26 protein-coding genes are annotated in these 25169 nt (G+C 63.1%); 14 read left to right on the top strand and 12 right to left on the bottom strand.

Translation table 11 applies throughout. The annotated features are described in order from the left end of the window. The 8 genes from flgG to EN859_RS16155 all read right to left on the bottom strand — a co-directional run bounded on the left by flgG (position 1) and on the right by EN859_RS16155 (position 5575). Positions 1–789, bottom strand: a complete 789-nt coding sequence (gene flgG, locus EN859_RS16190) for a flagellar basal-body rod protein FlgG (RefSeq protein ID WP_127853895.1) — start codon at positions 787–789, stop codon at positions 1–3. Between the two features lie 10 nt (positions 790–799). Continuing rightward, positions 800–1135: a flagellar hook-basal body complex protein FliE gene (locus tag EN859_RS16185; protein WP_127853894.1), complete on the bottom strand. Its 336-nt coding sequence runs from the start codon at positions 1133–1135 to the stop codon at positions 800–802. Continuing rightward, positions 1135–1551 (bottom strand): flagellar basal body rod protein FlgC, encoded by a 417-nt coding sequence (gene flgC / locus EN859_RS16180; protein WP_127853893.1) that lies wholly within the window; start codon positions 1549–1551, stop codon positions 1135–1137. The genes EN859_RS16185 and flgC overlap by 1 nt, the downstream gene beginning before the upstream one ends. Before the next feature lie 2 nt (positions 1552–1553). Continuing rightward, a complete protein-coding gene (gene flgB / locus EN859_RS16175) occupies positions 1554–1934 on the bottom strand; it encodes a flagellar basal body rod protein FlgB (RefSeq protein ID WP_127853892.1) in 381 nt (126 codons plus the stop codon). A gap of 89 nt (positions 1935–2023) precedes the next feature. Next, entirely contained in the window at positions 2024–2683 is a 660-nt protein-coding gene (locus EN859_RS16170) for a hypothetical protein (protein ID WP_127853891.1), read from the bottom strand. Then, complete coding sequence (gene fliI, locus EN859_RS16165) at positions 2664–4067, bottom strand: flagellar protein export ATPase FliI (protein WP_127853890.1); 1404 nt, start codon at positions 4065–4067, stop codon at positions 2664–2666. The genes EN859_RS16170 and fliI overlap by 20 nt, the downstream gene beginning before the upstream one ends. A gap of 4 nt (positions 4068–4071) precedes the next feature. Then, the gene (flgF, locus tag EN859_RS16160) at positions 4072–4794 is read right to left on the bottom strand and encodes a flagellar basal-body rod protein FlgF (protein WP_127853889.1); all 723 of its coding nucleotides are present in this window, start codon (positions 4792–4794) and stop codon (positions 4072–4074) included. Between the two features lie 7 nt (positions 4795–4801). Beyond that, the gene (locus EN859_RS16155; protein WP_127853888.1) at positions 4802–5575 is read right to left on the bottom strand and encodes a DUF1217 domain-containing protein; all 774 of its coding nucleotides are present in this window, start codon (positions 5573–5575) and stop codon (positions 4802–4804) included. A gap of 149 nt (positions 5576–5724) precedes the next feature. Here EN859_RS16155 and motA point away from each other — a divergent pair, with 149 nt between their 5' ends. Genes motA through EN859_RS16125 form a run of 6 tightly spaced genes read left to right on the top strand, consistent with a single transcriptional unit; the run spans position 5725 to position 10585 of the window. Continuing rightward, positions 5725–6600, top strand: coding sequence for a flagellar motor stator protein MotA (motA, locus tag EN859_RS16150; protein ID WP_127853887.1), 876 nt, complete (start codon positions 5725–5727; stop codon positions 6598–6600). Between the two features lie 35 nt (positions 6601–6635). Further along, positions 6636–7565 carry a FliM/FliN family flagellar motor switch protein gene (locus EN859_RS16145; RefSeq protein WP_127853886.1) on the top strand — a complete coding sequence of 310 codons (930 nt, stop codon included), beginning with the start codon at positions 6636–6638 and terminating at the stop codon, positions 7563–7565. A gap of 34 nt (positions 7566–7599) precedes the next feature. Then, on the top strand, positions 7600–7986 hold the full coding sequence (gene fliN, locus EN859_RS16140; RefSeq protein ID WP_127853885.1) for a flagellar motor switch protein FliN: 387 nt from the start codon (positions 7600–7602) through the stop codon (positions 7984–7986). Positions 7987–8029: 43 nt separating this feature from the next. After that, positions 8030–9043 (top strand): flagellar motor switch protein FliG, encoded by a 1014-nt coding sequence (locus EN859_RS16135; RefSeq protein ID WP_127853884.1) that lies wholly within the window; start codon positions 8030–8032, stop codon positions 9041–9043. A gap of 25 nt (positions 9044–9068) precedes the next feature. Then, complete coding sequence (flhB, locus tag EN859_RS16130; RefSeq protein WP_127853883.1) at positions 9069–10151, top strand: flagellar biosynthesis protein FlhB; 1083 nt, start codon at positions 9069–9071, stop codon at positions 10149–10151. Continuing rightward, positions 10148–10585, top strand: coding sequence for a hypothetical protein (locus tag EN859_RS16125; protein WP_127853882.1), 438 nt, complete (start codon positions 10148–10150; stop codon positions 10583–10585). The genes flhB and EN859_RS16125 overlap by 4 nt, the downstream gene beginning before the upstream one ends. A 59-nt stretch (positions 10586–10644) precedes the next feature. Here the strand turns inward: EN859_RS16125 and EN859_RS16120 are convergent, their stop codons facing one another. From EN859_RS16120 to EN859_RS16110, 3 genes are all read right to left on the bottom strand, one after another. Then, a complete protein-coding gene (locus EN859_RS16120; RefSeq protein ID WP_127853881.1) occupies positions 10645–11415 on the bottom strand; it encodes a helix-turn-helix transcriptional regulator in 771 nt (256 codons plus the stop codon). Beyond that, positions 11412–12122 carry a helix-turn-helix transcriptional regulator gene (locus EN859_RS16115; protein ID WP_127853880.1) on the bottom strand — a complete coding sequence of 237 codons (711 nt, stop codon included), beginning with the start codon at positions 12120–12122 and terminating at the stop codon, positions 11412–11414. The genes EN859_RS16120 and EN859_RS16115 overlap by 4 nt, the downstream gene beginning before the upstream one ends. Before the next feature lie 330 nt (positions 12123–12452). Continuing rightward, on the bottom strand, positions 12453–13484 hold the full coding sequence (locus EN859_RS16110; protein WP_127853879.1) for a histone deacetylase family protein: 1032 nt from the start codon (positions 13482–13484) through the stop codon (positions 12453–12455). A 139-nt stretch (positions 13485–13623) separates the two neighbouring features. Here EN859_RS16110 and EN859_RS16105 point away from each other — a divergent pair, with 139 nt between their 5' ends. The 8 genes from EN859_RS16105 (at position 13624) to EN859_RS16070 (ending at position 24217) form a co-directional block, all read left to right on the top strand. Next, on the top strand, positions 13624–15288 hold the full coding sequence (locus EN859_RS16105) for an amidohydrolase (protein ID WP_127853878.1): 1665 nt from the start codon (positions 13624–13626) through the stop codon (positions 15286–15288). A gap of 124 nt (positions 15289–15412) precedes the next feature. Beyond that, positions 15413–16507 carry an ABC transporter ATP-binding protein gene (locus EN859_RS16100; RefSeq protein ID WP_127853877.1) on the top strand — a complete coding sequence of 365 codons (1095 nt, stop codon included), beginning with the start codon at positions 15413–15415 and terminating at the stop codon, positions 16505–16507. Next, positions 16507–17427, top strand: coding sequence for an ABC transporter permease (locus EN859_RS16095; protein ID WP_127853876.1), 921 nt, complete (start codon positions 16507–16509; stop codon positions 17425–17427). The genes EN859_RS16100 and EN859_RS16095 overlap by 1 nt, the downstream gene beginning before the upstream one ends. Then, complete coding sequence (locus tag EN859_RS16090) at positions 17420–18220, top strand: ABC transporter permease (protein WP_127853875.1); 801 nt, start codon at positions 17420–17422, stop codon at positions 18218–18220. Before EN859_RS16095 ends, EN859_RS16090 begins: the two co-directional genes overlap by 8 nt. Positions 18221–18243: 23 nt before the next feature. Next, positions 18244–19278 carry an extracellular solute-binding protein gene (locus EN859_RS16085; RefSeq protein ID WP_127853874.1) on the top strand — a complete coding sequence of 345 codons (1035 nt, stop codon included), beginning with the start codon at positions 18244–18246 and terminating at the stop codon, positions 19276–19278. Between the two features lie 71 nt (positions 19279–19349). Then, positions 19350–20546: a serine hydrolase gene (locus tag EN859_RS16080; RefSeq protein WP_127853873.1), complete on the top strand. Its 1197-nt coding sequence runs from the start codon at positions 19350–19352 to the stop codon at positions 20544–20546. A 37-nt stretch (positions 20547–20583) separates the two neighbouring features. After that, on the top strand, positions 20584–21765 hold the full coding sequence (locus EN859_RS16075) for a serine hydrolase (protein WP_127853872.1): 1182 nt from the start codon (positions 20584–20586) through the stop codon (positions 21763–21765). A 121-nt stretch (positions 21766–21886) separates the two neighbouring features. Continuing rightward, positions 21887–24217: a Tex family protein gene (locus tag EN859_RS16070; RefSeq protein WP_127853871.1), complete on the top strand. Its 2331-nt coding sequence runs from the start codon at positions 21887–21889 to the stop codon at positions 24215–24217. Here the strand turns inward: EN859_RS16070 and EN859_RS16065 are convergent, their stop codons facing one another. Then, on the bottom strand, positions 24218–25114 hold the full coding sequence (locus EN859_RS16065; protein WP_127853870.1) for a LysR family transcriptional regulator: 897 nt from the start codon (positions 25112–25114) through the stop codon (positions 24218–24220). It abuts the gene before it with no gap. Between the last annotated feature and the right edge of the window lie 55 nt (positions 25115–25169).

Raw genomic sequence — 25169 nt, 5'->3', positions numbered from 1 at the left:
TTACCTGATGTTCTTGGAGACGACCGAGGCCATGTCGTCGGCGGCCTGGATGACCTTGGAATTCATCTCATAGGCGCGCTGCGCCGAGATCAGCTCGGTGATTTCCTTGACCGGATCGACGTTGGACGCCTCGAGATAGCCTTGCTCGACCGTGGCGAAGCCGGGGTCGCCAGGCACGCCGACATTTGCCGGGCCCGAAGCCGCCGTCTCCTGGAAGAGATTGTCGCCGAGCGGCGCGAGGCCGGCTTCATTGGCGAAGTTGGCGAGCTGGAGCTGGCCGAGCAGCTGGAGATCGGTCTGGCCGTCGATGCGGGCGAAAACCTGTCCCGTCTTGTTGATGATGACTTCGATCGCGTCGGCCGGCACGGTGATGGCCGGGATGACATTGGCGCCATCGACGGTCACCAACTGGCCGGTGGCGTTGGTGTTGAAGGCGCCGGCGCGGCTGTAGAGCGTGCCGCCGTCGGCGCCCTCGATTTGGAACCAGCCCCTGCCGGTGAGCGCCACATCGAAGCTGTTACCGGTGCTGGTCAACTCCCCTTGCGTGTGCACGTTGCGGACAGCGGTGGTCTTGACGCCGAGGCCGATCGAGACGCCTTCCGGCACCAGCGACGTATTGGAGCGGTTGGGCACGCCCTGGGTGCGGTCGACCTGATAGAGCAGGTCCGAGAATTCGGCGCGGGCGCGCTTGTAGCCGGTGGTGTTGATGTTGGCGATGTTGTTGGCGATGACTTCCAGGTTGGTCTGCTGGGCATTCATGCCGGTGGCGGCGATGGCGAGTGCTTTCATTGCAAGGTCCTCAGATGCCCATGCGGCTGATTTCGAGATAGGCGGAAACGACCTTGTCGCGGATTGCGACTGCCGTTTGGAGGACTTGCTGCGCGCTCATGACGGCGTCGACGACTTCGCGGGTGTCGGCATCGCCCTTGAGCGCCTGGATCGATACCTGTTCGGCATTCTGCAAGGTGTCGACGGTCTTCGAGGCGGCCTGGCTGAGCGCCTCGGCAAAGGTGGTGCCGACATCGGTGCCGGCCAATGGTGCGGCGCCACCCTGGAACAGGGTGGTCGCGGCATCGCCGCCGTCGATGGCCGGTTTGAGATGGAGTGCGCCGATGCCGCCAATGCCGCCGATCATTACTGGTTCCTCATCAGGTCGATTGTCATGGAAATCAGGTCACGTGCCTGCTTGATGACCTGGAGATTGGCCTCATAGGAGCGGTTGGCCTCGCTCATGTCGGCCATTTCGATCAGCACGTTGACGTTGGGCATCTTGACGTAGCCCTTGTCATCAGCGGCCTCGTTGCCAGGTTGGAACTCGACGGGAAAATCCGCCGGATCGCGGGCGATCGAACCGACCTCGATCAGCGAGCCGCCAGACGTCCGGTCGAGCTCGGAGACAAAGCTGATGGTCTTGCGGCGATAGGGGTCGGCGCCGGGCGAGCTGCCGGTCGACTGGGCGTTGGCAAGATTTTCCGACACTACGCGCAAGCGCTCGGACTGGGCGCCGAGGCCGGATGCTGCGACTTTGAGGGCTGCGGTGAGCGCATCCATAGTCAGCCCTTCACCGCCATCGTCATCATCGAATGGAAGGCCTTGACGATCGCTGTGTTGAGCTCGAAGGAACGGCGGACCTCGCCGGCCTTCATCAGCTCGTTCTCGACCACGACCGTGTTCTTCGACGGCATGATCGAACCGGTAGCTTCCTCCGGCTTGATCGCGAAGCCGGCATTGGTCGCCTCGCTGCCCAGATGCCCAGCCTGGGTGGCGTGCAGCGACACCGCCGTGCGATCGAGCACTTTGTCGAATGGTTCGACGTCACCGGCGGTGTAGCCCGGCGTGTTGGCGTTGGCGATGTTGCTGGCAATGGCGGACTGGCGCACGGCCAGCCATTGTGACTGCTTGGTGGCGAGATCGAAAAGGTTGACGGGCTCCATGGGAATCTCCGGGCTGGTTCCCAGAGACTAGGCTGCCAGTCTTGCGCGGACCTTGCGCGGAGCGGAACGTCGCGTGCCTGGAAGCGGTGCTACCTGGAGAGTTCGATCACCTGGTCGGAGCTGGTGACGAGGACCCATTTGCCGCCGCGCTGCTCGATCGCCGAGACGCGGCTGGAATCGGGCAGCAGCGAGCCGCGCTGGACGATCCACAGGCCGGCGTCGTCCTCGATCATGGCACGGCCATTGGCGACGTGAACCATGCGGAACCTGGCGTCGACGGGGAAGGGCTGCTGGTCGACACCGGGAGCCTGGCTGGGGTCCTCGGGATCCTGCAGCGTACCGGTGGCGAACAGATCGACCACCGGAACGTCGTTTGCCGTCAGCGGCGCATCGGCATTTTGCAGTTGCGAGCCGCCGGCAACGCGCCCGGCATTGGAACCGCTGCCGCCGAACTTGATGGCCTGCACGCCGAACTGCTCCTGATTGAAGAAGATATACCAGGGAAACAATGCGCAGATCAGGCCAAGCGTGATGCCGAGCGCGGCGACGACGAAATCACTGCGGCGGTCGGGTTTTTTTCCCAGCCTGGGAAATTGCGCCCTCGGCGGCTGCCGCCATTCGGTCCGGGAAAACAGGCCTTTGATGGCCGAGTTGCGACTGGCCTCGACCTCTTCGGCGGCCTTCGCCTCGGCGATCATCTCGCGCAGGATGCGCTCGGTCTGCTGGATCTCAGTCTGCTGGATCGGCATTCTGCTTACCCTTGAGATGGCGGGCGAGGTCGGCGAAAGGGTCGGCCGAAGCGCGGTCCTTCGGCGATTGCGTCAGCGCCTCGTAGATCAGCGGCACCTGACGCACTGCGATGTCGAGCTCGGCATCGGCGCCGCCCTGATAGGCGCCAAGCAGGCGGATGTCGCGCGTGTCCTCGAAGCGGGAGATCATCGACTTCAGCCTGGTCACCAGCATGCGCTGCTCGGCGCTCCAGGCCTTGTTGGCAAGGCGGGAAATGGATGACAGCGGATTGACCGGTGGATAGCGGCCCTGCTCGGCGATGGCACGATCGAGCACGACATGGCCGTCGAGGATGCCGCGTACCGAATCTGCAACCGGGTCGTTGTGGTCGTCGCCGTCGACCAGCACGGAAATGATGGCGGTGATCGAGCCTTTGCCCTCGGCGCCCGGTCCGGCGCGCTCGAGCAGCTTGGGCAGGTCGGTGAAAACGGAAGCTGGGTAGCCTCGGGCGACCGGCGGCTCGCCAGTTCCCGTCGCGACTTCGCGCAGCGCATGGGCGAAGCGGGTGATTGAATCGAGCACCAGAAGCACACGGTGGCCCTGGTCGCGAAAATGCTCGGCGACACGCATGGCGGTATCCGGCGCGCGCCGGCGCATCATCGCGCTCTCGTCGCTGGTGGCAACAACAGCGACGGTCTTGGCCATGCTCTCAGTGCCGATCGTGTCCTCCAGGAATTCGCGCACCTCGCGGCCACGCTCGCCGATCAGTGCAACGACGACCGTATCGAAGGCGTCGGCGCCGGCAAGCATGGCGAGCAGCGTCGACTTGCCGACGCCCGACCCAGCAAAGATGCCTAGACGCTGGCCAAAGCAGAGCGGGGTGAAGATGTCGATCACCCGCACGCCGGTCATGAAGGCGGTGCCGACGCGCTGCCGCGACATCGCACCTGGCGTCACGCCGTCACCGCTTGCAGCGGCGTCGGTCCTGATCAGCGGCGGGCCGCCGTCGATGGCACGGGTGAGCGCGTCGATGGCGCGCCCGCGCCACGAGGCGTGCGGCGTCACCGTCAGCGGCCCGCGGCGAAACACGGCGTCGCCTATGCCGGCATCGGCGCTGCGTTCGAAGGGCGCGATGACGACCTCATCACTGCCGATCATGACGATCTCGCCGCGGCGCGTTCCGGCTTGGCCGCGCTGCTCGACGATATCGCCCAGCCTGGCGACTTCTGAAAGCCCGCGTACCTTGTAATGCGTGGGCGAAACTTCGGTGACACGGCCGCCGCGCCGCAGCAATGTTTCTGTGTCGTCGAAGCGACGCCAGATCCGCTCCAACGCGGCCAGCCGGTCTTGTGGCGCGTCGGGCTGCCTTTCGAGAGCGCGCATCGATGACAGGCCGGTCGACATGCCGCTACTTCGAGCCGAGCGTCTTGATCGCGTCGTCGGTGGAGGAGGCGGTCTGGCGCATCAGCGCCGCCGTGTTCTCGAAGGCGCGCTGAACCATGATCAGGCGGGTCATTTCCAGCACTGGGTTGACGTTGGATTCCTCGAGGAAGCCCTGCGCGACGCCGAGATCGGAGCGGTCGGTGACCGGGTCGGGCGTACGCGCGGGAACGATGCCCGAATTGCCGTAGCGGACGAAATTCTGCCCGGGGTCGAAATTGTAGAGGCCGATGGCGCCGACAAGCTGGTCGCCCTGGCGCAGCGAGCCGTCGGCGCCGGCCTTGGGCGGGCCGTTGCGCGGATCGAGCTGGATCGGCGCGCCGCCGGCATCGAGCACCGGATGGCCTTCGATCGACATCAGTTCGCCATTCTCGTTCATCGAAAAGCGCCCGTCGCGGGTCATCACCGTGCCGACCGGGGTGTCGATGGCGAACCAGGCATCGCCCTGGATGGCAAAGTCGAAGGGGTTGCCGGTTTCGGTCATCGCGCCGTGCGCGCCGGAAAGATAGGTGTTGCCCGAAGACGCGAACGACACGGATTTGGAGCCGCTGCCGGAGACGACATCCTCGAATTTCACGCCGGTGGCACGAAAGCCGACGGTCGAGGCGTTGGCGACATTGTCGGCGACGGTGTCGAGACGGCGCTCAAGCGCGATCTGCGATGAAAGGGCGACGTAGAGGCTGTCCTGCATGGTATTCTCAGAACCTCAGTTTCTGCATGGCTATCATCAGATCGGTCGATATGCCGACCGTTGTCGGCTGGGCGAACAGCACGCTGACCGATGTCTGGGCGGTCGAGGTCGGGTGATTGACCTCCCACAGGCTGGTGAAGCGCGTCAGGAATTTGCTTAGCTTGGCGGGGTCGGTGAAGTCGGCAATGTCGAGCTTCTGCTCGAACAATTTGGCCTGCTTGTCGATGTCGGCGGAGGCAAAGGAATCGGGCAGGCCGAGCGCGGTGCGAACCACGCTGGCAAGTGCGGTATCAGCCAGCACGTCGTACCAGTTGGTGATATCGGGCGCCTTGCGGTCGAAATACAGCGCCAGCCGCACGCCTTCATTGGTCTTGCCGGCATTCTCCTCCAGCGTCTGGCGCATGTACCTGTCGACAGTGCCTTGCTGGGCAGCGGGAAAGAGCGTGGCGGTTTCGCCGAAGGCTTCGAAATTGAATGCCTTCACGAAGTCGGCGTAACGCTTATCCGTAAGCTTGTTGGCGAAGCTGTCGTCGGATTCGACACCTTCCTTCAGCGCCTTGACCATGAACGCCTTGGCGTAGGCCATGTCACCCAGGCCATATGCTTTCATGGCATAGTTGAACAGGCGGCTGTCCTTGACGAAATCGTCGATGGTTTTCACCTTGCCGATATTGGCAAGATAGTAGTCGGTATCGCGCTGGACGGCGGGCTGCGCCTCGACCTGATCGAGCGACTTGGTGATGTCCTTGGCGATGAGCTGATAGCTCGTATAGGTGTTCAACGCGTTCCGCCTCCGGCCGAAGCTATGCGCAGACAATAGCCCCACTTCCTTGCGCGAAGCTGAATCGGTTTCGGGACTAAGGATTCAAGCCTCACACAAGGCACGGGGACTATCCGTTGGTCCCGACATGGCATGCGGAAGGATCTTGCGTGGGCATTCTGATCGGACTGGTGGTGACGCTCGGTTGCGTTCTCGGCGGCTTCATGGCCATGGGCGGCCATCTTCACGTGCTGATGCAGCCATGGGAAGCGGTAGTCATCTGCGGTGCAGCGCTCGGCACATTCCTCGTCGCCAACCCGATGAAGACGGTCAAGGATACCGGCAAGGGCATTCTCGAAGCCTTCAAGCAGGCGGTGCCGAAGGAGCGGGATTATCTCGAAACGCTCGGCGTGCTGCACAGCCTGATGCGCGAACTGCGCTCCAAGTCACGCAGCGAGGTCGAGGCGCATATTGACAATCCAGAGGAATCGGCGATTTTCCAGGCGTTCCCGACCGTGCTGAAAAACCACGACCTGACGCATTTCATCTGCGACTACTGCCGCATCATCATCATCGGCAATGCACGCTCGCACGAGATCGAGGCGCTGATGGACGAGGAAATCCAGACCATCAAGTCGGATAAGATGAAGGCCTATCACGCGCTGGTGGCGGTGGGCGACGGCCTGCCGGCGCTTGGCATTGTCGCCGCCGTGCTCGGCGTGGTGAAAGCGATGGGCGCGCTCGACCAGTCGCCGGAAATCCTCGGTGGCCTGATCGGCGCTGCCCTTGTCGGAACCTTCCTCGGTATCTTCCTGTCATATGCGGTGGTCGGGCCGGTCGCCACCAAGATCAAGACGGTGCGCGAGAAGAAGAACCGCCTCTACATCATCGTCAAGCAGACGCTGCTGGCCTATATGAACGGCGCGCTGCCGCAGGTTGCGATCGAGTTCGGCCGCAAGACCATCTCCTCCTATGAGCGGCCGACGATCGACGCCGTCGAGCAGAGCACCATGAACACGGGTACCGCCGAGAAGAAGGCAGCCTGAGCCATGCGCGACGACAAAAAAGGCCGCGCGCCGTCATGACCAGCCCAGGCAGCCCATCGCAGACCCGTTCCCTGATCATCGAGCGCCTGGTCGGTGACAGCGGCGAGGCTGCTCACGTCATCGGAACCGGCCGGTCCATGGGCGAGCGCACCGTGCCGCTGCTGCAGAAGAGCCTGACCGGGCTCGGCGCCCCGGTGACTGTTGACTTGCAGGCGGTCGAGGTCAGCCGCGTCCCCGAAGCGCGCGTACGCGCCGGCGACACGTTTGCGATGACCGTCATTGCGTCGCCGACATCTTCCGACGCGATGACCCTTGTGATCGATTCGCCGGCGATCGCGATTATGGTCTGTGCGCTGTTTGGCGGCGATCCGGATCTGCCGGTATCGCCGATCGAGCGCGAGCTGTCGCAGATCGAGACGGATGTGGCGACGATGGTATTTCAGGAGGTCGCCGAGGCGCTCAACGGATCCGGACGGCGGTCACTCGAGCTGCGGCTGCCGGTGCCACGGGCGATTTCGGGTATCGAGGCGAAACGGCGCGTGCTGCGCGACGGCGCCGCGATCCGCATCGTCTTCGGCATCTCGACGCCGACCGATACCGGCACGGTCACCGTGATGATCCCGCAGCGCATTCTGCTAGCGACCCGAGGCGGTGCAGCCAATGAGGACGATCACACGACAGGCTCCGACTGGCGGGCGCGTTTTTCGAAAGAAGTGATGCGCTCGACGGTGGCGCTCGAAGCGACCATGCCCCTGGCCCGGCTGACGCTTGGCGACCTCGCCGGCTTCGAGGCAGGCCAGATCATCGAATTCGAGGAGAATGCGCAGTCACAGGCGCGGCTGAGCGCGCGCAACAAGACGCTGTTCGTATGCGAGTTCGGCAAGCTGGGACAGAATTACACCGTCCGGATCAGGCATCCCTACGATGCCGGACAGGACTTTATCGACGGGCTCATGCCGGGCTGAAGCCGGGCAAGCTCGAGCATTTTGGAGAAGACGCATGGCCAAGACCAAGGTGGAAGCCGATCTCGATCAGCCGGACGAGCAACTCGACCGCGCCATCGAAGAGTTGCGCGGCGTTCTCCAGGAAGAGGAGAGGCGACCGGACGCGACCTTGCGGGGCGCTTCCGACGGGAACTCGAACATCATCATGACCATACCGGTCGACGTGCAGATCATCCTCGGCAGCACCGAGATGCCGGTGTCCGAGTTGATGGCGCTACAGAAGGGCTCGACGGTGGCACTGAACCGCCGCATTGGCGAACCTGTCGACGTGGTGGTCAACGGCCGCAGGATTGCACGTGGCGAGATCACCGTGCTGGAAAGCGATCCATCGCGTTTCGGCATCAGGCTGACCGAAATCATCGCGGCAACGAAGGGCGTGTAAGCATGCGTAGCACGTGTGGGTACTTGCGGTGGGGGTCGATGGCATGACGGCGCTGACCACGCTCACGCGCCCGCAGAAGGCTGCCGCCATCCTGGTGGCGATGGGCAAGCCTTCGGCCAGCCGGCTGCTGAAATTCTTCAAGCAGGAGGAGCTGAAGGCGTTGATCGAAGGCGCCCGCCTGCTACGCACCATTCCGCAGAGCGACCTCGAACGCATCGTTGCCGAATTCGAAGCCGAATTCACCGAAGGTGCGGGGCTGCTCGATTCCGCCGACAGGATGGACATCATCCTCAATGAATCGCTGTCGCCGGAAGAAATGAGCGCCATCATGGGCGACAAGAAGTTCGAGGTCGCACCAGAGGGACCGCCGCCGATCTGGCCGGATCTCGAAAAGCTCGAGCCGGCACGTCTGGGTGCGTTCCTCACCGGCGAGCACGCGCAGACCGCGGCCATGGTGCTGTCGAAGCTTTCGCCGCAGGCCGCGGCCAATGTACTGCTGGCGATGGCAAAGCCGATGCGCAGCGAGATCATCAAGCGCATGGTGACGATGGCGACCATTCCGGAAGCGGCCACCAAGATCGTCGAAAACCAGCTGCGCAGCAGCGTGCTCTCGCAAACCTCGACCAAGGACACGTCGGCCGGGCAGGCACGTGTCGCCAGCGTGCTCAACGAGATGGACAAGCCGCAGCTCGAAGAAGTCATGCACGATCTGGAGGCGGTCGGCACGCCCGATCTCGACGGTGTCAGGTCCCGGCTGTTCGCCTTCGACGACTTGCCGCTGCTCACCCAAAAGGCGCGGGTGCTGCTGTTCGACGGCCTGTCGACCGAACTGGTCACGCTGGCGCTGCGCGGCGCGCCGCCCGCACTCACTGAATCGGTGCTGTCGGCGATCGGCGCAAGGTCGCGGCGTATGATCGAATCCGAACTCGGACAGGGCTCGGAGGGGATCGCCCTTGCAGACATCATGGCGGCACGCAAGACGATCTCGGTGGCGACGATCCGCCTTTCGCGCCAGGGGGCTTTCGAGCTGCCCGCGACCCAGAACGCCGCGGCCTGACGGGCGCTGAGCAGCTAAACGCACAATGGCTGAGGCGGTCGACAAAGACTCGAAAACCGAAGAAGCGACAGAAAAGAAGATTCGCGACACCGTCGAACAGGGCAAGCTGCCCCATTCACGGGAAACCGCGATCCTCGCGTCCTTCGTCGCCATACTGGTGTTCACCGTCTTCTACGCCAAGGATGCCATCATAGATCTCGGCATGTTCCTATCGATGTTCCTGGAGAAGCCGGAAGCCTGGCCGATGGACACCGAGACCGACGTCATCGCGCTCTACAGGACCGTCATGATGGAAATCGGCCGCGCCGTCGTCAGTCTGTTGGTGCTGCTGGTCGTGGCCGGTGTCGGCGCCTCGGTGTTCCAGAACATGCCGCAATTCGTCGGCGAGCGGATCAGGCCGCAATTCTCACGCATCTCGATAGCCAAGGGCTGGAGCCGGCTGTTCGGCGTGCAGGGTTTCGTCGAGTTCCTGAAGTCGCTGGGCAAGCTCGGCTTTGCTATCGTCGTGCTCGTCTTCACTCTGTCGGAAGACCACCGCAGGCTGCTGACAGGCATGATCACCAATCCCGTCGCCTTCGGCCTCGTCATCAGGAGCATCGCCGTCGACATCCTGGTGGCGATCGTCTTCGTCATGGCTTTGATCGCGGCGGTCGATCTTGTCTGGTCACGCTTCCATTGGAAGCAGGACCTGCGCATGAGCAAGCAGGAGGTCAAGGACGAGCTGAAACAGTCCGAGGGCGACCCGATCATCAAGTCACGGCTGCGGTCGTTGGCGCGCGACCGCGCGCGGCGGCGGATGATGACGGCGGTGCCGCGCGCGACGCTGATCATTGCCAACCCGACGCACTTTTCCATTGCCCTGAAATATGTCCGCGACGAGGACGCCGCACCCCTGGTGCTGGCCAAGGGACAGGACCTGGTGGCGCTCAAGATCCGCGAGATCGCCAGGGAGCACAACATCCCGATCTTCGAGGACGTGGCGCTTGCCCGCTCCATGTACAAGCAAGTTTCGGTTGATAGTGTGATCCCATCGCAATTCTATCAGGCCGTCGCCGAGCTGGTGCGGATCGTCTACTCGAAAAAGGCTGGGCGCAGACAGACCTCATGAACCGCCAACCGCACGCAAATTCCCGCGAGATCATCGTCGCCAGCGCCATCGAGCAAGTGGTGGGCGAACTGCGGCTGATCGAAGTTGCGGACTACATCGCCTTCATCCGTCTGGAGCATTTCGCTTGCCTGTCGGACCTGGTGGATTCGGCCGCGGAGCTGTACTTCATGCCGGGCACGCTCAGGCTCGGCCATGGCGGCGAGGCGCATGTCGACTGGAGCGGTAGTCCGCGCATCGTGCTTGACCTGGAGCTCAGGCCGCCCGGTGTCACGGTCTATTTCCAGCTGACGCTGAGCGAGAACAACGCGTCGGTCGTGGTCAACTACGTGTCGTTCGAGAAACCGGGCGAGGATCCGGAGCGCAACACGACCTTGCTACAGGCGGTGATCGAGCAGGCGCGCATCCGCAAGCCCGAGCCGCTCGCCTATCGCTGAAAATCTTTGTTTTCGTGCATGTCGTTATCCCAACCGCTGCGCACTTTGGGCGACATGCATTACTCAATCAGCCCAAGCCGCAGCGCCTTGGCCACCGCCTGGTTGCGGTTGACCGCGTTGAGCTTCTGGGTCGACTGGGTCAGATACTGGTTGGCGGTGTGCACCGAGAGCTTCAGCAGCCTGGCGATCTCCTCGCTGGTGTTGCCGTTGGCGGTCAGCTTCAGGCATTCGAGCTCGCGCTTGGAGATCGACCGCGTCCTGCCGGCGTCGCTCGGACGGATGCGGGCAACCGCGGCAAACAGCGAGAAACAGCGGGCGTGGATCTCGTAGAGCGCGTCTTCCGGCAGGGCGATTTCCATACCCAGGAAGACGACAACGCCGCAGTGGCCGCGATCGGCATGGACCGGAAAGCCAATGCCGTTGGTGCCGGGCGCCAGCGGCGCCATCCGCTCCGACCAGGCAAGGTTCTGGAAGATCTGTTCCGAGCCAGGCGTGCCGTCGTCGGCCCACCAGCGCGGCGCCGTCGAGGTGCGAGTGTGGCGTACCATCTCCTCGCCATTGGCGCCGGAGATGACCCTTGTTGCGGCGGCCGTGCCCGGGTAGTCGGAATCGAAGCAGGGGACGAGGCGTGCGAGTTCCGGCGAGGGACTGACGAAGAACAGGCCGAAGGCCGAAGCATTGATGTCGACGGCGATCCAGCGGCAGCGGCGTACTGCATCCGGAATGGTGACAGCGTGATGCGTTTCAGAACCGAGCGAGAAGGCGCCGAACGGATTGCGCTGCTCGTTGAAAAGGGCTTCGGCTGCCTCCTTGACATGTGCGTGTTTCAAATGATGCCGCTCCTGATAGCCGTCGCGATGGCCATCGCGCGGTTGCTGGCCGCGAATTTCTGAATGGCGTGGGTGATGTAGCTGTTGACGGTGTTCGACGACACGCCAAGGATGAGCGCGACCTCGTCGGTGGTCTTGCCTTCCGACACCCATAACAGGCATTCGCGTTCGCGGTCCGACAGCGGATCCTGCATGGCGGCGGCGGCGATCAATTGCGGGATGTTGGAGAGTGCATAACAGCACTTCAACTGGGCCTTCATCAGCGCCGGCTGGTCAATCTTGCCGGCCTCGGCGGCCGAGAACAGCGCGAACAGGCGCCGGCGGCCGATATTCAGCCGCAGTGAATAGATTTCCGCATGACCGAGCACGTCAAGAAGGTGGGCCTCTTCGCCGGTCAGCAGCCCGCCGGCGTCCGGTGCCTGGGCGGCTACCAGCGCCGTCGGTCGGATGCCGGGCGCGGCCGTCAGCGGCCCCTGGGCAAGGTTGGCGATCAGCCGTTTGCCGATGAGCTCGATGGCGTCGAAGATCCAGTTGGAAGAGACGATGCGCGCGTCATTGCGGTCCTGATCGTGGACGATAGCGACGAGCATGTAGCTGTCGGCGCCGATCTCTGCGGCAAGCTGCATGAAAAAGCTGGTGAGGTCGCCGCGGGACGCCAGGCGCGAGCCTAACGTGTCAGATTGGAGTTGCGCGGCGGGACTGCTCATTTGATACTTTGGCCGGAATCGATCCATGTGCCCGGTGCCGGCATTGCCAGCGGCCGAACCCGAATACGCATCACTTTCACGAAGACACACTCAAGGCGCGGAACGGCGCCCGACCAGGCCGAATCCCTTCAGGGAACGCGAAGCCGTCCGCGTCTGGTGCCGGACAAACGCCGGAACTTGAGACTTTGGGTGGTCGCCGCGCCCCCCGAGGACCGGCTGATTCGGGTCTAATCTACCCGCAGTTGAATCCGACATCAAACGCGATTTGACAAAATCGAATCTTATGGACTCGGCTGCGACTCAGAGGCGGATTTTCGAGCCGTTCGCTTCTTATCGATCCTCGAAGCCGGTCAGTACGCCGACAGCGTTGATGCCGATCTCTTCGACGGCATAGCCGCCTTCCATGACGAACAGCGTTGGCAGGCCGAGCTTGGCGATGCGGCGGCCGATCTTGGGATAGTCGGGGCTTTTCAGCTTGAACTGGCTGATCGGGTCCTTCTCGAACGTGTCGACGCCGAGCGAGACGACAACGACATCCGGAGCGTAGCCGGCGAGTTTGGCGCAGGCATCTTCCAGCGACGCGTTCCAGGCGTCCCAGCCGGTGCCGAACGGCAGGGGATAGTTGAGGTTGAAGCCTTCGCCCTCGCCCCTGCCGCGCTCGTCGGCATGGCCGAGGAAGAACGGGTATTCGGTCAGCGGGTCGCCATGCAGGTTGATGACCTGGATATCGCCACGGTCATAGAAGATCTCCTGGGTGCCGTTGCCGTGATGATAATCGACATCGAGGATCGAGACACGCCTGGCGCCTTGGTCGCCAAACCATTGCGCGGCAACGGCGGCGTTGTTGATGTAGCAATAGCCGCCCATGAAGGCGGCGCCGGCGTGATGGCCGGGAGGACGGCAGAGCGCGAAGGCTGCCGGCTCTCCGGCCTTGACCAAGGCTGCTGCGGTCAGCGCCACGTCATAGGACGACTTGATCGCCTGCCAGGTGCCTTCGACGAAGGTGGCGCCGCCGTCGAAGGAATAGTAGCCGAGCTGGGCGTCGATGCGCTGCGGGCGCACGTCGCCGCGCAAGCCGCGCGTCGACCAGGTGAAGGGCATGGCCGAGCCCTTGAAGCCGGCGGCCGTCCATAGCGGCCATACGGTCGGCAGGAAGTCGATATAGTCGGCCTTGTGGACGCGCTTGGCGACTGCGAGATCATGCTCGACCGGCGCAATGATCGGGCCGAGCTTCTCGCTTTCGACCCGCGCCTTGATGAACTCGGCCCGCGAGGGTTTTTCGAAGCCCGGCACGATGGCGGCGGCGACCAATTCCATCTGCCCGGCATGGCCGGCGTGAAGCGGCGAAAAAACAGTCTTCATGAAAATCCTTCCGAGACAAGCGGACGACCCTAACCGCGCCGCATCGCCTTTCGCAAGCCGCTGGGCCAACCGGCAACGGCTTGCTGACACGGCAGCCAGTCGTCTAGCTTGCCGCAATCGCAAAGAACCGCAGGTAATCATGAGTTCAGCCGCCGATGTGATTGTCACCAACAGCCGTGTGCTGACCATGGACGAAGGCAATCCGACAGCCGAGGCGGTGGCGATCAAGGACGGCGTTATTGTTGCAATCGGCGATCGCAAGACAATTGAGGCCTTCAAGGGATACGGGACGAAAATCGTTGATGCGCAGGGCGGCTCGGTCGTGCCGGGCTTCATCGAAGCGCATATGCATCTGTTTTCGGGCGCAGCCGAACTCGCTCATCTGCAACTGGCAGGCGTCGGCGGTTTCGAGGCGCTGCAAAAGGCGATCCGCGCCTATGCGCAAAGCCGGCCTGACGCAAAGATGCTCGTTGGCCAGGGCGTCGACTACACGGTGCTCGGAGCCGAACGGGTGACGCGGCATCATCTCGATGCCATCCTGCCGGATCGACCCTTCTGCATGGCAGCGCCCGACCATCACACCATGTTGGCCAACACCGCAGCGCTGCAGATGGCCGATATCCTGCACGGGCGCACGCTCGGCCCAGGCAACGAGATCGTCATGGGCGACGACGGGCTGGCGGCCGGCGAATTGCGCGAAGGCGAAGCCTTCGGCCCGGTGCTCGACCTTGCTGGCGAAAGCCGGGTGCGGCTGGGGCTGGCGACCGGCGGTGAGCCGGACCCGATGCCGACCGCTGCGGAGCGCGCCGCCGATCGCGACATCATGCGGCGCGGCCTCGCCTGGTGCGCGCGCCACGGCATCACCTCGATCCAGAACATGGATGGCAATTTCTATCAGCTCGAGCTGCTTGCCGAGATCGAGACGGAGGAAGGACTGCCTTGCCGTGTGCAGGTGCCGTTCCACTACAAGAATTTCATGACGCTCGACATGCTCGACAAGGCGTCGATGATGGCCGAGTGTTACAATGGCGAATGGCTGTCGTCGGGCATGGTCAAGGTGTTCTATGACGGCGTGCTCGATTCATGGACGGCGGTGATGGTCGAGCCCTACGCTGATCGTCCCGATTGGGTCGGCGAGCCGCTTTTCACGCCGCAGCAGTTCATCGATCTTGCCGTGGCCGTCGACAGGCGTGGCCTGCAAATGGCGGTGCACTCGATCGGTGACGGCGCCGTGCGTGCGGTGCTCGACGGCTACGAGGCGGCGCAAAAGGCGAATGGCAGGCGCGACAGCCGGCATCGGGTCGAGCATATAGAGGTGGTCACCGCCGCCGACGTGCCGCGTTTTGCGGAGCTGGGCGTCATCGCCTCGATGCAGCCGCCGCATCCGCCAGGGGCCATGGGCTTTCCCCTCGAGCCGACCGTGTCGCGCATCGGGCCTGCTCGCTGGCCGCTGAGCTATGCGTGGCGGACGCTCAAGAATGGCGGCGCGCGCATTGTCTTCGCCTCCGATTGGCCGGTGTCGCCGATCGATCCGATCCTGGGCATTCAGGCGGCAGTACTGCGCAAACCATGGGCAGACGGCGATCCGGACCAGAGCTTCTCGCTGCAGGAGTCACTCGCCGCCTACACGGTGGAGGGCGCCTATGCCGAGTTCATGGAACATAGCAAGGGCCGCCTGATATCAGGCTATATGGCCGACCTCGTGGTGCTCTCCGCCGATATCGAGAGGACCGCGCCGGAGGCGCTGCATACCGTGCGTCCGGTGACGACCATCTATGGCGGCAAGATCACGTATCAGGCTTGATGGCAGGAGGCTTGCTTTCTGAATTGGGATTCAGCTCCGCAGTTGCCAAGCCGACCGGCATGTGGTGACAATCGAACAGGAACGAACCTGCCGCCAAGAGCAGGCTTCTCTCAATGGGGTAATCGTGCCGGAACAACCGGGTAGGAATGCGATCGAAGTTCGTGGTGTGCGCAAGGTGTACGGCACTGGTGAAAGCCAGGTTGCCGCTCTCGACACGGTCTCGGTGTCGATCCGCGAGAATGAGTTCTTCACGCTGCTCGGGCCCAGCGGCTGCGGAAAGACAACGCTTCTGAGGCTGATTGCCGGCTTCGATTTCCCGAGCGCCGGCGAAATTCTGCTGTATGGCCAGGACATCGCGCCACTGCCACCGTTCAAGCGGCCGGTCAACACCGTCTTCCAGTCCTATGCACTGTTTCCGCACATGACGGTGGCCGAGAACATCGGCTTCGGCCTGGAAATGCTGGGCAAGCCGAAGGCCGAGATCAAGGCGCGCGTTGGCGAGATGCTGAAGCTGGTCAAGATGGAGGCGCTCAGCGGTCGCCGTACCAGCCAGATTTCCGGCGGCCAGCAGCAGCGGGTGGCGCTGGCGCGCGCTTTGGCGCCACAGCCGAAAGTGCTGTTGCTCGACGAGCCGCTGTCGGCGCTCGACTACAAGCTGCGCAAGGAGATGCAGATCGAATTGAAGCGGCTGCAGCATGAGACCGGCATCACCTTCATCTTCGTCACCCATGACCAGGAAGAGGCGCTGACGATGTCGGATCGCATCGCGGTGATGTCGTCGGGCAAGATACTGCAGGTCGGCACGCCCTGGGACATCTACGACAAGCCAGCGGAACGCTTCGTCGCCGACTTCATCGGCGAAACCAATTTCCTCACCGCCGCCATCACCGTCATGGGCAACGGCAAGGTGCGCGCGACGCTCAAATCCGGCGCGGCGATCGAGGCGACCGTGGCCGAAGGCTTCCAGCCGAAGGGTAACGCCACCGTGGTGGTCCGGCCGGAGCACGCCAAGCTGACCAATGGCAAGGGCGACCTGTCGGGGACGGTCGAAAACATCGTCTATTTCGGCACCGACACGCATATCCATGTTCATCTGGACAGCGGCGAAGCCTTCACCGTGCGCCAGCAGAACACGCGCAGCGCCAGCTGTGGTTTCGAGAAGGGCGACAAGGTCGGCATCTCGGTCGGCAACGACGCTGCGCAGGTGCTGAGGGACTGATGGCCAGGGCAGAGGAAGTCGCCAGGGAAGCGGAACGGCGTGACATCCGCACGCGCTGGCTGCTGTCGGCACCGGCGCTCGTCATCATCTTTGTCGCGGCGACCGGCCCGCTACTGATCGTGCTGGTCTATTCGTTGCTGACGCCCGGACCCTATGGCGACGTGAAATGGCAGTTCTCGTCGGAGGCCTGGGTATCGGTGTTCATGGAGCGCGACATTTTCGACGATACGCTTTCGCTCGCAGCCGCCCATGTCACCATCTTCTGGCGCTCCATCAAGCTTGCGATCGTGACCACGATCGCCACTTTGGCGCTTGGTTTCCCGACCGCCTATTTCATGGCGACGCGCAGCGAAAAGACGCGTGATCTCTGGCTGTTCCTGATTACCATCCCGTTCTGGACCAACCTTCTCATCCGCACCTTCGCGGTGCTGCAGATCATCCGCAACGAGGGCATCATCAACATGGCCCTGCTCAAGCTCGGCATCATCTCGGCGCCGATCCAGATCCTCTACTCCGACACCGCCATCCTTGTCGGCATGGCTTATGTTTATCTGCCGCTGATGGTGCTGCCGGTCTATGCCAGCATGGAAAAGCTCGACTTCCGATTGGTCGAGGCGGGTTACGACCTTTATGCCACTCGCTTCCAGGTACTGCGGCGCATCATCTTTCCGCTGGTCAAACCGGGCGTGATCGCAGGATCGATCCTCGTCTTCATACCGGCGATCGGCGCCTATGTGACGCCGAGCGTATTGGGCGGCGGCAAGAACATGATGCTTTCCAACCTGATCGAATTGCAGTTCGGGCAGGGGCGCAACTGGCCCCTTGGCTCGGCGCTGTCGATCGCCGTCATGATCATCGTCATGGTGGCGCTGCTTGCCTATGTGCGCAATGCCGGACGGTCCGAGGTGCGCCATGGCTAGCAGCTTCTCCATCAAGCATCAGCCAGGATTCACCGCGATCGCCGCGACTTGCTTCGTCGTGCTCTATCTGCCGATCGTCGTGCTGGTCGTCTATGCCTTCAATGCCGCGGCATCGACGTCCGAATGGGGTGGCTTCTCGCTGAAATGGTTCCAGTCGGCATGGCAGAATACGCAGGTCATCGATGCGACGCTGCGTTCCTTCCAGATCGGCGCCACAGCGGCAATCCTGGCGACCATCGCCGCCACCATGGCGGCGCTCGCAACCACACGCACGGCGGCCTATCCGGGCTTGACGTTCAAATATGCGGCGATCAACCAGCCGCTGATGGTGCCGGAGATCGTCACCGGCGTGGCGCTGCTGATCTTCTTCTCGCGCATAAAGATATTCACCGGTTATTCCGGTCTCGGCTATCTGATCGCCGCGCATACAGCGTTCTGCATCCCCTTCGCCTACCTGCCGATCCGGGCGCGGCTGGAAAACATGGACCTGACGCTGGAGCGCGCTGCCGCCGATCTCTACGCCACGCCGTGGCGGACGTTCAGGCGCATCACATTGCCGCTGCTCTGGCCCGGCATTCTGGCCGGGCTGATGCTGGCCTTCGTTATCTCGCTCGACGATGTTGTCATCACCGAGTTCGTCAAGTCGGGCGGCCAGGACACCTTGCCGACCTACATGCTTGGCCAGATCAGGCGAGGAATAACACCTGAGATCAACGCGATATCGACCGTGTTTCTGCTGCTGTCGGTCGCCATCGTGACGTTGTTTTTCTTCATCAGCAGGAAACGGGACTGAAATCCAAAATGGGAGCTAAAACCATGAACTGGAAGACAACAGCGACCGCCATGGGGTTGGCGCTGCTCGCCTCGACAAGCGGCGCTTTCGCCGACGGCGTATTGAACATCTACAATTGGGGCAACTACACCAGCCCCGACGTCATCAAGAAGTTCGAGGAAAAATACAACGTCAAGGTGACCATCACTGACTACGATTCGAATGATACGGCGCTGGCCAAGGTGCGCCAGGGCGGCACCGGTTTCGATATTGCGGTGCCTTCACAGACCTATGTTCCGATCTGGATCGAGGAAGGGCTCGTTCAGGAAACCGATCCGGGCAAGATGGAGAATTTCAAGAATGTGGCGCCTGAATGGGCCAATCCCGATTTCGATCCCGGCCGCAAATATTCGGTGCCGTGGGCTCTGGGCACTGTCGGCGTCGTCGTCAACACGGAGGCCTACAAAGGGCCGGCCGACAGCTGGGGCATCATCTTCAACACGCCGGACGAGCTCAAGGGCAAGGTCAATGTCGTTCCCGAAATGAACGACGTCATCTTCGCGGCGATCAAGTATGTCGGCGGGCAGCAATGCACCACCGACAAGGAGGTTCTGAAGAAGGTGCGCGACACGCTTGTCGCGGCCAAGCCCAATTGGATCGCCATGGAATACAACACCATCGAGAAGATGGACGCGGGCGACTTCAAGGCGACCAGCGACTGGAACGGGTCGGCGCTGCGTCAGCGGCTCGCGAACCCTGCCATCCACTACAACTATCCCAAGGAAGGCTTTGGCCTGTGGAGCGACAATGTGGTCGTTCTCAAGGAGGCCAAGAATGTCGAGAATGCCAAGCTGTTCCAAAATTTCATCATGGATCCGGAAAACGCCGCCGGCCTCTCGGCTTTCCACCGCTACGCCAATGCCATCACCGGTTCCGACAAATACATGCCGGCCGACATGAAGGATGCGCCGGAAGTGGTCATTCCGGAGGCGGACAAGCCGCATGCCGAACTGCAGCTGATGTGCCCGCCGGACGTCCAGGAACTCTATACGAAGATCTGGACCGAATTGCAGAAGTAATCGCCTCACAACGGACCCGGCGTCCAGTGTCGCCGGGGCCGTTTTCATATTGTTTTGTCGGGACGCATCTCATGGAATCCTACCGCAACAGCGAACCGGCGCCACCGATCATGCAGGGTTCGCCGCCAAGCATGGTGCCGCCGAAGCTCGATTGGGATCGGCCGCCCTGGAACCGCTGGGCGTTCCAGCACATCCGCGAATTTCTGCCGACCATCGAAGTCTGGCGCGGCAACGGCCATCGGCATCGTTTCGAGCGTGCCGAGGTCAATCTCGACGCGCTGCCGGTGAGCGACAGCACAGGCGCACCGACGACACTGGCCGGACTGCTCGACGAGACCTACACGGACGGGTTCCTCGTGCTCAAGGACGGCAAGATCGCCTATGAGCGCTTTTTCAACGGCATGACCGGCCGCACGCTGCACCTGTCGCAGTCGATGGCGAAGTCGATCACCGGCTCGGTGTTTGGCATACTGGTTGGGCGCGGCCTGATCGATCCGGCCTTGCCGGTGACGACCTACCTGCCGGAACTGGCTGCGACCGGATGGGCGGGTGCCAGCGTGCAGCATGTGCTCGACATGACGAGCGGTGTGCGCTTTTCCGAGGAATACACCAACCCCTATTCCGACATCGGCCAGGTCGATGTCGCCACCGGCTGGAAGCCGGTGCCGCCGGGCAGCGATCCGGCTTTCCGGTGGCCGTCGCATATGTTCGAGCTGATCCTGGGGCTCAAGGAGCAAGGCCGGCCGCATGGCACCGCGTTCGAATACCGCTCGATCGAGACCGACGTGCTCGCCTTCATCATGGAACGGGTGAGCGGCAGACGGCTGGCGCAACTGGTTTCCGAAGAAGTCTGGCAAAAGCTCGGCGCCGACGAAAGCGCCTGCTTCACCGTCGACAGCGCCGGATATGCGGTGGCCGACGGCGGCTTCAACGCCACGCTGCGCGACTATGGCCGCTTCGGCCAGCTGATCCTCGACAATGGCGGCGGCGTGGTGCCGGCCGACTGGATCGAGGCGACGCGCAACGGCAGGCATGGACCGGATTTCAATCCCAGCCTGTCGGAAGGCAGCTACCGCAACCAGTTCTGGATCGAGGATCCGCGTTCGCGCGCGCTGATGTGCCGGGGCGTGTTCGGGCAGCTGATCCATATCGACTGGAACACGAGAATGGTCGTGGTGAAGCTTTCGAGCTATCCGGATTTCACCAATATCGCCTATTCGGTGGCGACTTTGAGGGCCGTGCACGCCATCGCTGCCGCGCTCGCTTGAAACTCTCAAAAGAAGAAAAGTCCGGAAGGAAAATGCCATGACTGGCAAGACCGTGTTTGAGACCAGATATGGCTTTGCCCGCAACGAGGTGCTGCTCGCCAACTGGCGGGAAAGCCCGTTCAGCCGGTGGTCGTTCCAGAACGCCGGCGAGCTGGTGCCGAGCGCGCGTATCGCTGCGGCTTCGGACAACGGTGAGGCGCCGCTGCAGGATTTGAGCGGGCTGCTTGGCGACAGCGTCACTCTGGCCGGCGGCCAGGAGACCGTCGCGGATTTTCTCGTTCGCTCGGATACCGACGCGCTGACGATCATGAAAGCTGGCAATGTTGTCGGCGACTGGTTCGCACCGCATATGGATTTCGACGCCCGCCATATCGTCTTTTCGATCGGCAAGTCGCTGACCGCCATTGTTGCCGGCATATTGGAAGGCGAGGGGATTTTCGATCCGGAAGCGCCGGTAACCCTCTATCTGCCAGAGGCCGCCGGTTCGGCCTATGGCGACGCCAGCGTACGGCACGTGCTCGACATGACCGTCAGCCTCGATTTCGAAGAAGCCTATCTCGATCCGGAGAGCGCCTTTGCCCGCTACCGCCGTGCCATGCTGTGGAATCCGGGCGGCGGCACGGAAAGCCTCGCTGCCTTCCTCCTGACGCTGCAGCGTCTGGCCGAGCCGCACGGCCGGACCTTCCGCTATCGTTCGCCCAATTCCGACCTGCTCGGCATCCTGCTCGAGCGCGCATCCGGCCAGCGCTTCGCCGAGTTGATGCGCGAGAAACTGTGGCTGCCGCTTGGTGCCGCCAGCGAAGCCTCGGTGACGGTCGATATGGAAGGCACGGCGCGCACCGCTGGCGGCATTTCGGTGACGCCGCGCGATCTGGCGCGCGTCGGCGAGATGATGCGGCAAGGCGGCACGGCCAATGGCCGCCGCATCGTGCCGGAAGCCTGGGTGCGCGACACTGTCAGCACAGGCGGCGACACTGAAGCCTGGCAACGCGGTACGATGGCGTTCCTCTTTCCGCAAGGTCGCTACCGCAACAAATGGTACCAGACGGGCGCTGAAAGCGGCGCCTTCTGCGCCATCGGCATCCACGGCCAGTGGCTCTATGTCGATCCGAAGGCCGAAATGGTGATAGCAAAAATGTCGTCGCAGCCGGAGCCAGTCAATGATCCGCTGGATATCGAGACAGTCGCTTTCTTCGAGGCGCTGAGCCGAATGGTCTGACCCCGATCAGGCGAGCTTTCCTGTGGACCTCTCAAGCGGTTGAAAACGCCGCGGTTGGCGCGGCGATGCTCAACGCCTATGGTCGCTGCTCTTTTCGACAGGGCATATTAGCAGGAACGACATGGCATCGGACATCAAGCGCATCGCAGCACTCATCGCGGCCGAGATCGGCGCACGGCCTGAACAGGCCGCGGCGGCGATCGGATTGCTTGACGAAGGCGCGACGGTGCCGTTCGTGGCGCGCTACCGCAAGGAGGTCACCGGCGGCCTGGACGACACGCAGCTGCGTTTGCTTGACGAACGGCTCGCCTATCTGCGCGAACTCGACGCCCGCCGCGACACCATCCTCGGTTCGATCCGCGAACAGGGCAAATTGACCGAGGAGCTTGAAGCCAAGATCGCCGCGGCCGCCACCAAGGCGGAACTCGAAGACATCTATCTGCCCTACAAGCCGAAGCGGCGGACCAAGGCCGAGATCGCACGCGAGCGTGGGCTGGGACCGCTGGCTGAAGCGATCCTCGCCGACCGTGCGGCGGTGCCCGCCGAACTGGCGCTCGCCTATATCAGCGACGAGGTGGCCGATGCCAGGGCGGCGCTCGAAGGCGCACGCGACATCCTGTCCGAGCAGTTCGCCGAGAATGCCGATCTGGTCGGCAAATTGCGGACCTACATGAAGGAACGCGCCTTCCTGCGCTCACGTGTCGTCGAAGGCAAGCAGGAAGCGGGCGCGAAATTCTCCGACTATTTCGACCATGTCGAGCGCTGGGCCAACGTGCCGAGCCATCGCGCGTTGGCCATGCTGCGCGGCCGCAACGAAGAGGTGCTGTCGCTCGACATAGAGGTCGATGTCGAGGATGCGTCGCCGGTGAAGCCGGTCGAGCGGATGATTGCCGATGCCTATGCCATTGGCCGCCAGCTGCCGGGCGACCGCTGGCTGATGGAGGTTGCCGGCTGGACCTGGCGGATAAAGCTGTCGTTGCACCTGACGCTCGACCTGATGCGGGATCTGCGTGAGCGGGCTGAAGAGGAGGCGATCCATGTCTTCGCCCGCAACCTCAAGGATTTGCTCCTCGCCGCGCCCGCCGGCTCGCGCGCGACGATGGGGCTCGACCCCGGCATTCGCACCGGCGTCAAGGTGGCTGTGGTAGATGGCACCGGCAAGCTGCTGGCGACGACGACGGTTTATCCGTTTCCGCCGAAGAATGATGTGCGCGGCACGCAAGCTGAACTGGCGAAGCTCGTCCGCCTGCACAAGGTCGAGCTGATTTCGATTGGCAACGGTACCGCCAGCCGCGAGACGGAAAGGCTGGTGGCCGACATGCTGGCTGACATGCCCTCCGATTTGTCTGCCAATTCTGGGCCGAAGCCGCTCAAGGTGATCGTCAGCGAGGCGGGCGCCTCGGTCTATTCCGCCTCGGCAACCGCGGCAGCGGAATTTCCCGGCCTGGATGTGTCACTGCGCGGTGCGGTATCGATCGCGCGGCGCCTGCAGGATCCGTTGGCCGAGTTAGTCAAGATCGAACCCAAGTCGATCGGCGTCGGCCAGTACCAGCACGATGTCGACCAGTACCGGCTCGGCCGCTCGCTGGAAGCGGTGGTCGAAGATGCGGTCAATGCCGTCGGTGTCGATCTCAACACCGCCTCGGCCCCGCTGCTGGCACGGGTTTCAGGTCTTGGCGCATCGCTGGCCGAAGCCATCATCGCGCATCGCGACGCGACCGGCCCCTTCGCCAACCGCCGCGAGTTGCTGAAGGTGGCACGGCTCGGGCCGCGCGCCTTCGAGCAATGCGCCGGCTTCCTGCGCATTGCGAACGGCTCCGAACCGCTCGATGCCTCGGCCGTGCATCCGGAAGCCTATGGCGTGGCGAAGAAGATTGTCGCCGCCTGCGGCCGCGACGTTCGCTCGCTGATGGGCGACAGCGCCGCCCTCAAGGCGCTTGACCCGCGTGTCTTCGTCGACGAGCGGTTTGGCCTGCCGACGGTGCGCGACATACTGGCGGAGCTGGAAAAGCCCGGCCGCGATCCGCGTCCCGGCTTCAAGACAGCAACGTTCGCCGATGGCGTCGACGACATCAAGGATCTGAAGCCCGGCATGCTGCTGGAAGGCACCGTCACCAATGTCGCGGCGTTTGGCGCTTTCGTCGATATCGGCGTGCATCAGGACGGATTGGTTCACGTCTCGCAACTTGCCGACCGTTTCGTCAAGGACGCGCATGAGGTGGTCAAGGCCGGCGACGTGGTCAAAGTGCGTGTCGTTGATGTCGACATCAAGCGCAAGCGCATCGGCCTGTCGATGCGCAAGGATGGCGATGGCGGCGCATCGAGGGGCGGCCCGCGCGATAATAGCGGCAAAGCGGTGCCACGCTCGCCGGCACCGCAGCGTCAACCGGAGCGGCCGGCGCAACAGGGTGCCTTCGGCGCTGCGTTGGCGGATGCCCTGAAGAGGAAGTAACTATTCGGCCTTCGACACGCGGTCGAGCAGCCAATCGCGAAAAGAGGCGACCGGCGGATGGCTGCGCTTGTCATGCGGAATCACGAGATAGTAGGCGCTGCGGCTTTGCATCGGCCGGCCCGGTGCCGGCACCAACTGGCCGCGCTGCAGTTCGCCCGCAATCAGGATCTGCGGCAGCAGCGCGACGCCAAGCCCGGCCATGCAGGCCTGGGCGGCGGTGCCGAATTGCTCGAACTGCATGCCCGGTCCAGTCGGCGCGCTCGGCCCCTGGTGCTCGAACCATTCTTTCCATGCACCGGGGCGCGTCGCCATATGCAGCAGCGGCAGGCGGCCGATATCGGCCGGCGTGGCAATATCACGCTCGGCCAGAAATCCAGGCGAGACCACCGGCGCCACCGTTTCTCGGACCAGCAGCGTGGAGTCGGCGTCCGGCCAGTCGGGCAGGCCGTAATGGATGGCGGCGTCAAGCCTTTCGCGGGCAAAGTCGAAGCGGCCGATGCGGGTGACGAAGTTGATGGTGATGTCCGGGTTGTTTTCGACAAAATCCGGAATGAGCGGCATCAGCCAGCGCGTGCCGAAGGTCGGCAGAATGGCGAGGTTCAAAATGCCACTATGCCGATTGCTCATCAATCCGAGGGCGGCCTCACGCAATTGACCGAGGGCTGAGCGCACCGCCTCGGCGTAGATTTCGCCTGCCGCCGACAGCCTGACATTGCGGCTGTCACGCTCGAACAGCCGGCGATCGAACTGGTCTTCCAGAAGCCTTATCTGCCGGCTGACAGCGCCCTGGGTCAGATCGAGCTCCTGCGCGGCGGCGGTGAAGCTGCCCAGACGGGCCACTGCCTCAAAGGCGGCAAGCGCGCTGATGTTCGGCAAAAGACGGCGTTGGACGTTCATGATCCATTACTAACGCTCATTGATCGCTGAAGCAATTTCGTTTGATTTTTTTGGG

Source organism: Mesorhizobium sp. M00.F.Ca.ET.216.01.1.1 (genome assembly GCF_004010325.2).
In the GTDB taxonomy this organism is placed as follows: Bacteria; Pseudomonadota; Alphaproteobacteria; order Rhizobiales; family Rhizobiaceae; genus Mesorhizobium.
The sequence above is the reverse complement of the archived record's forward strand: the minus strand, read 5'-3'. Positions and strand labels throughout refer to the sequence as shown.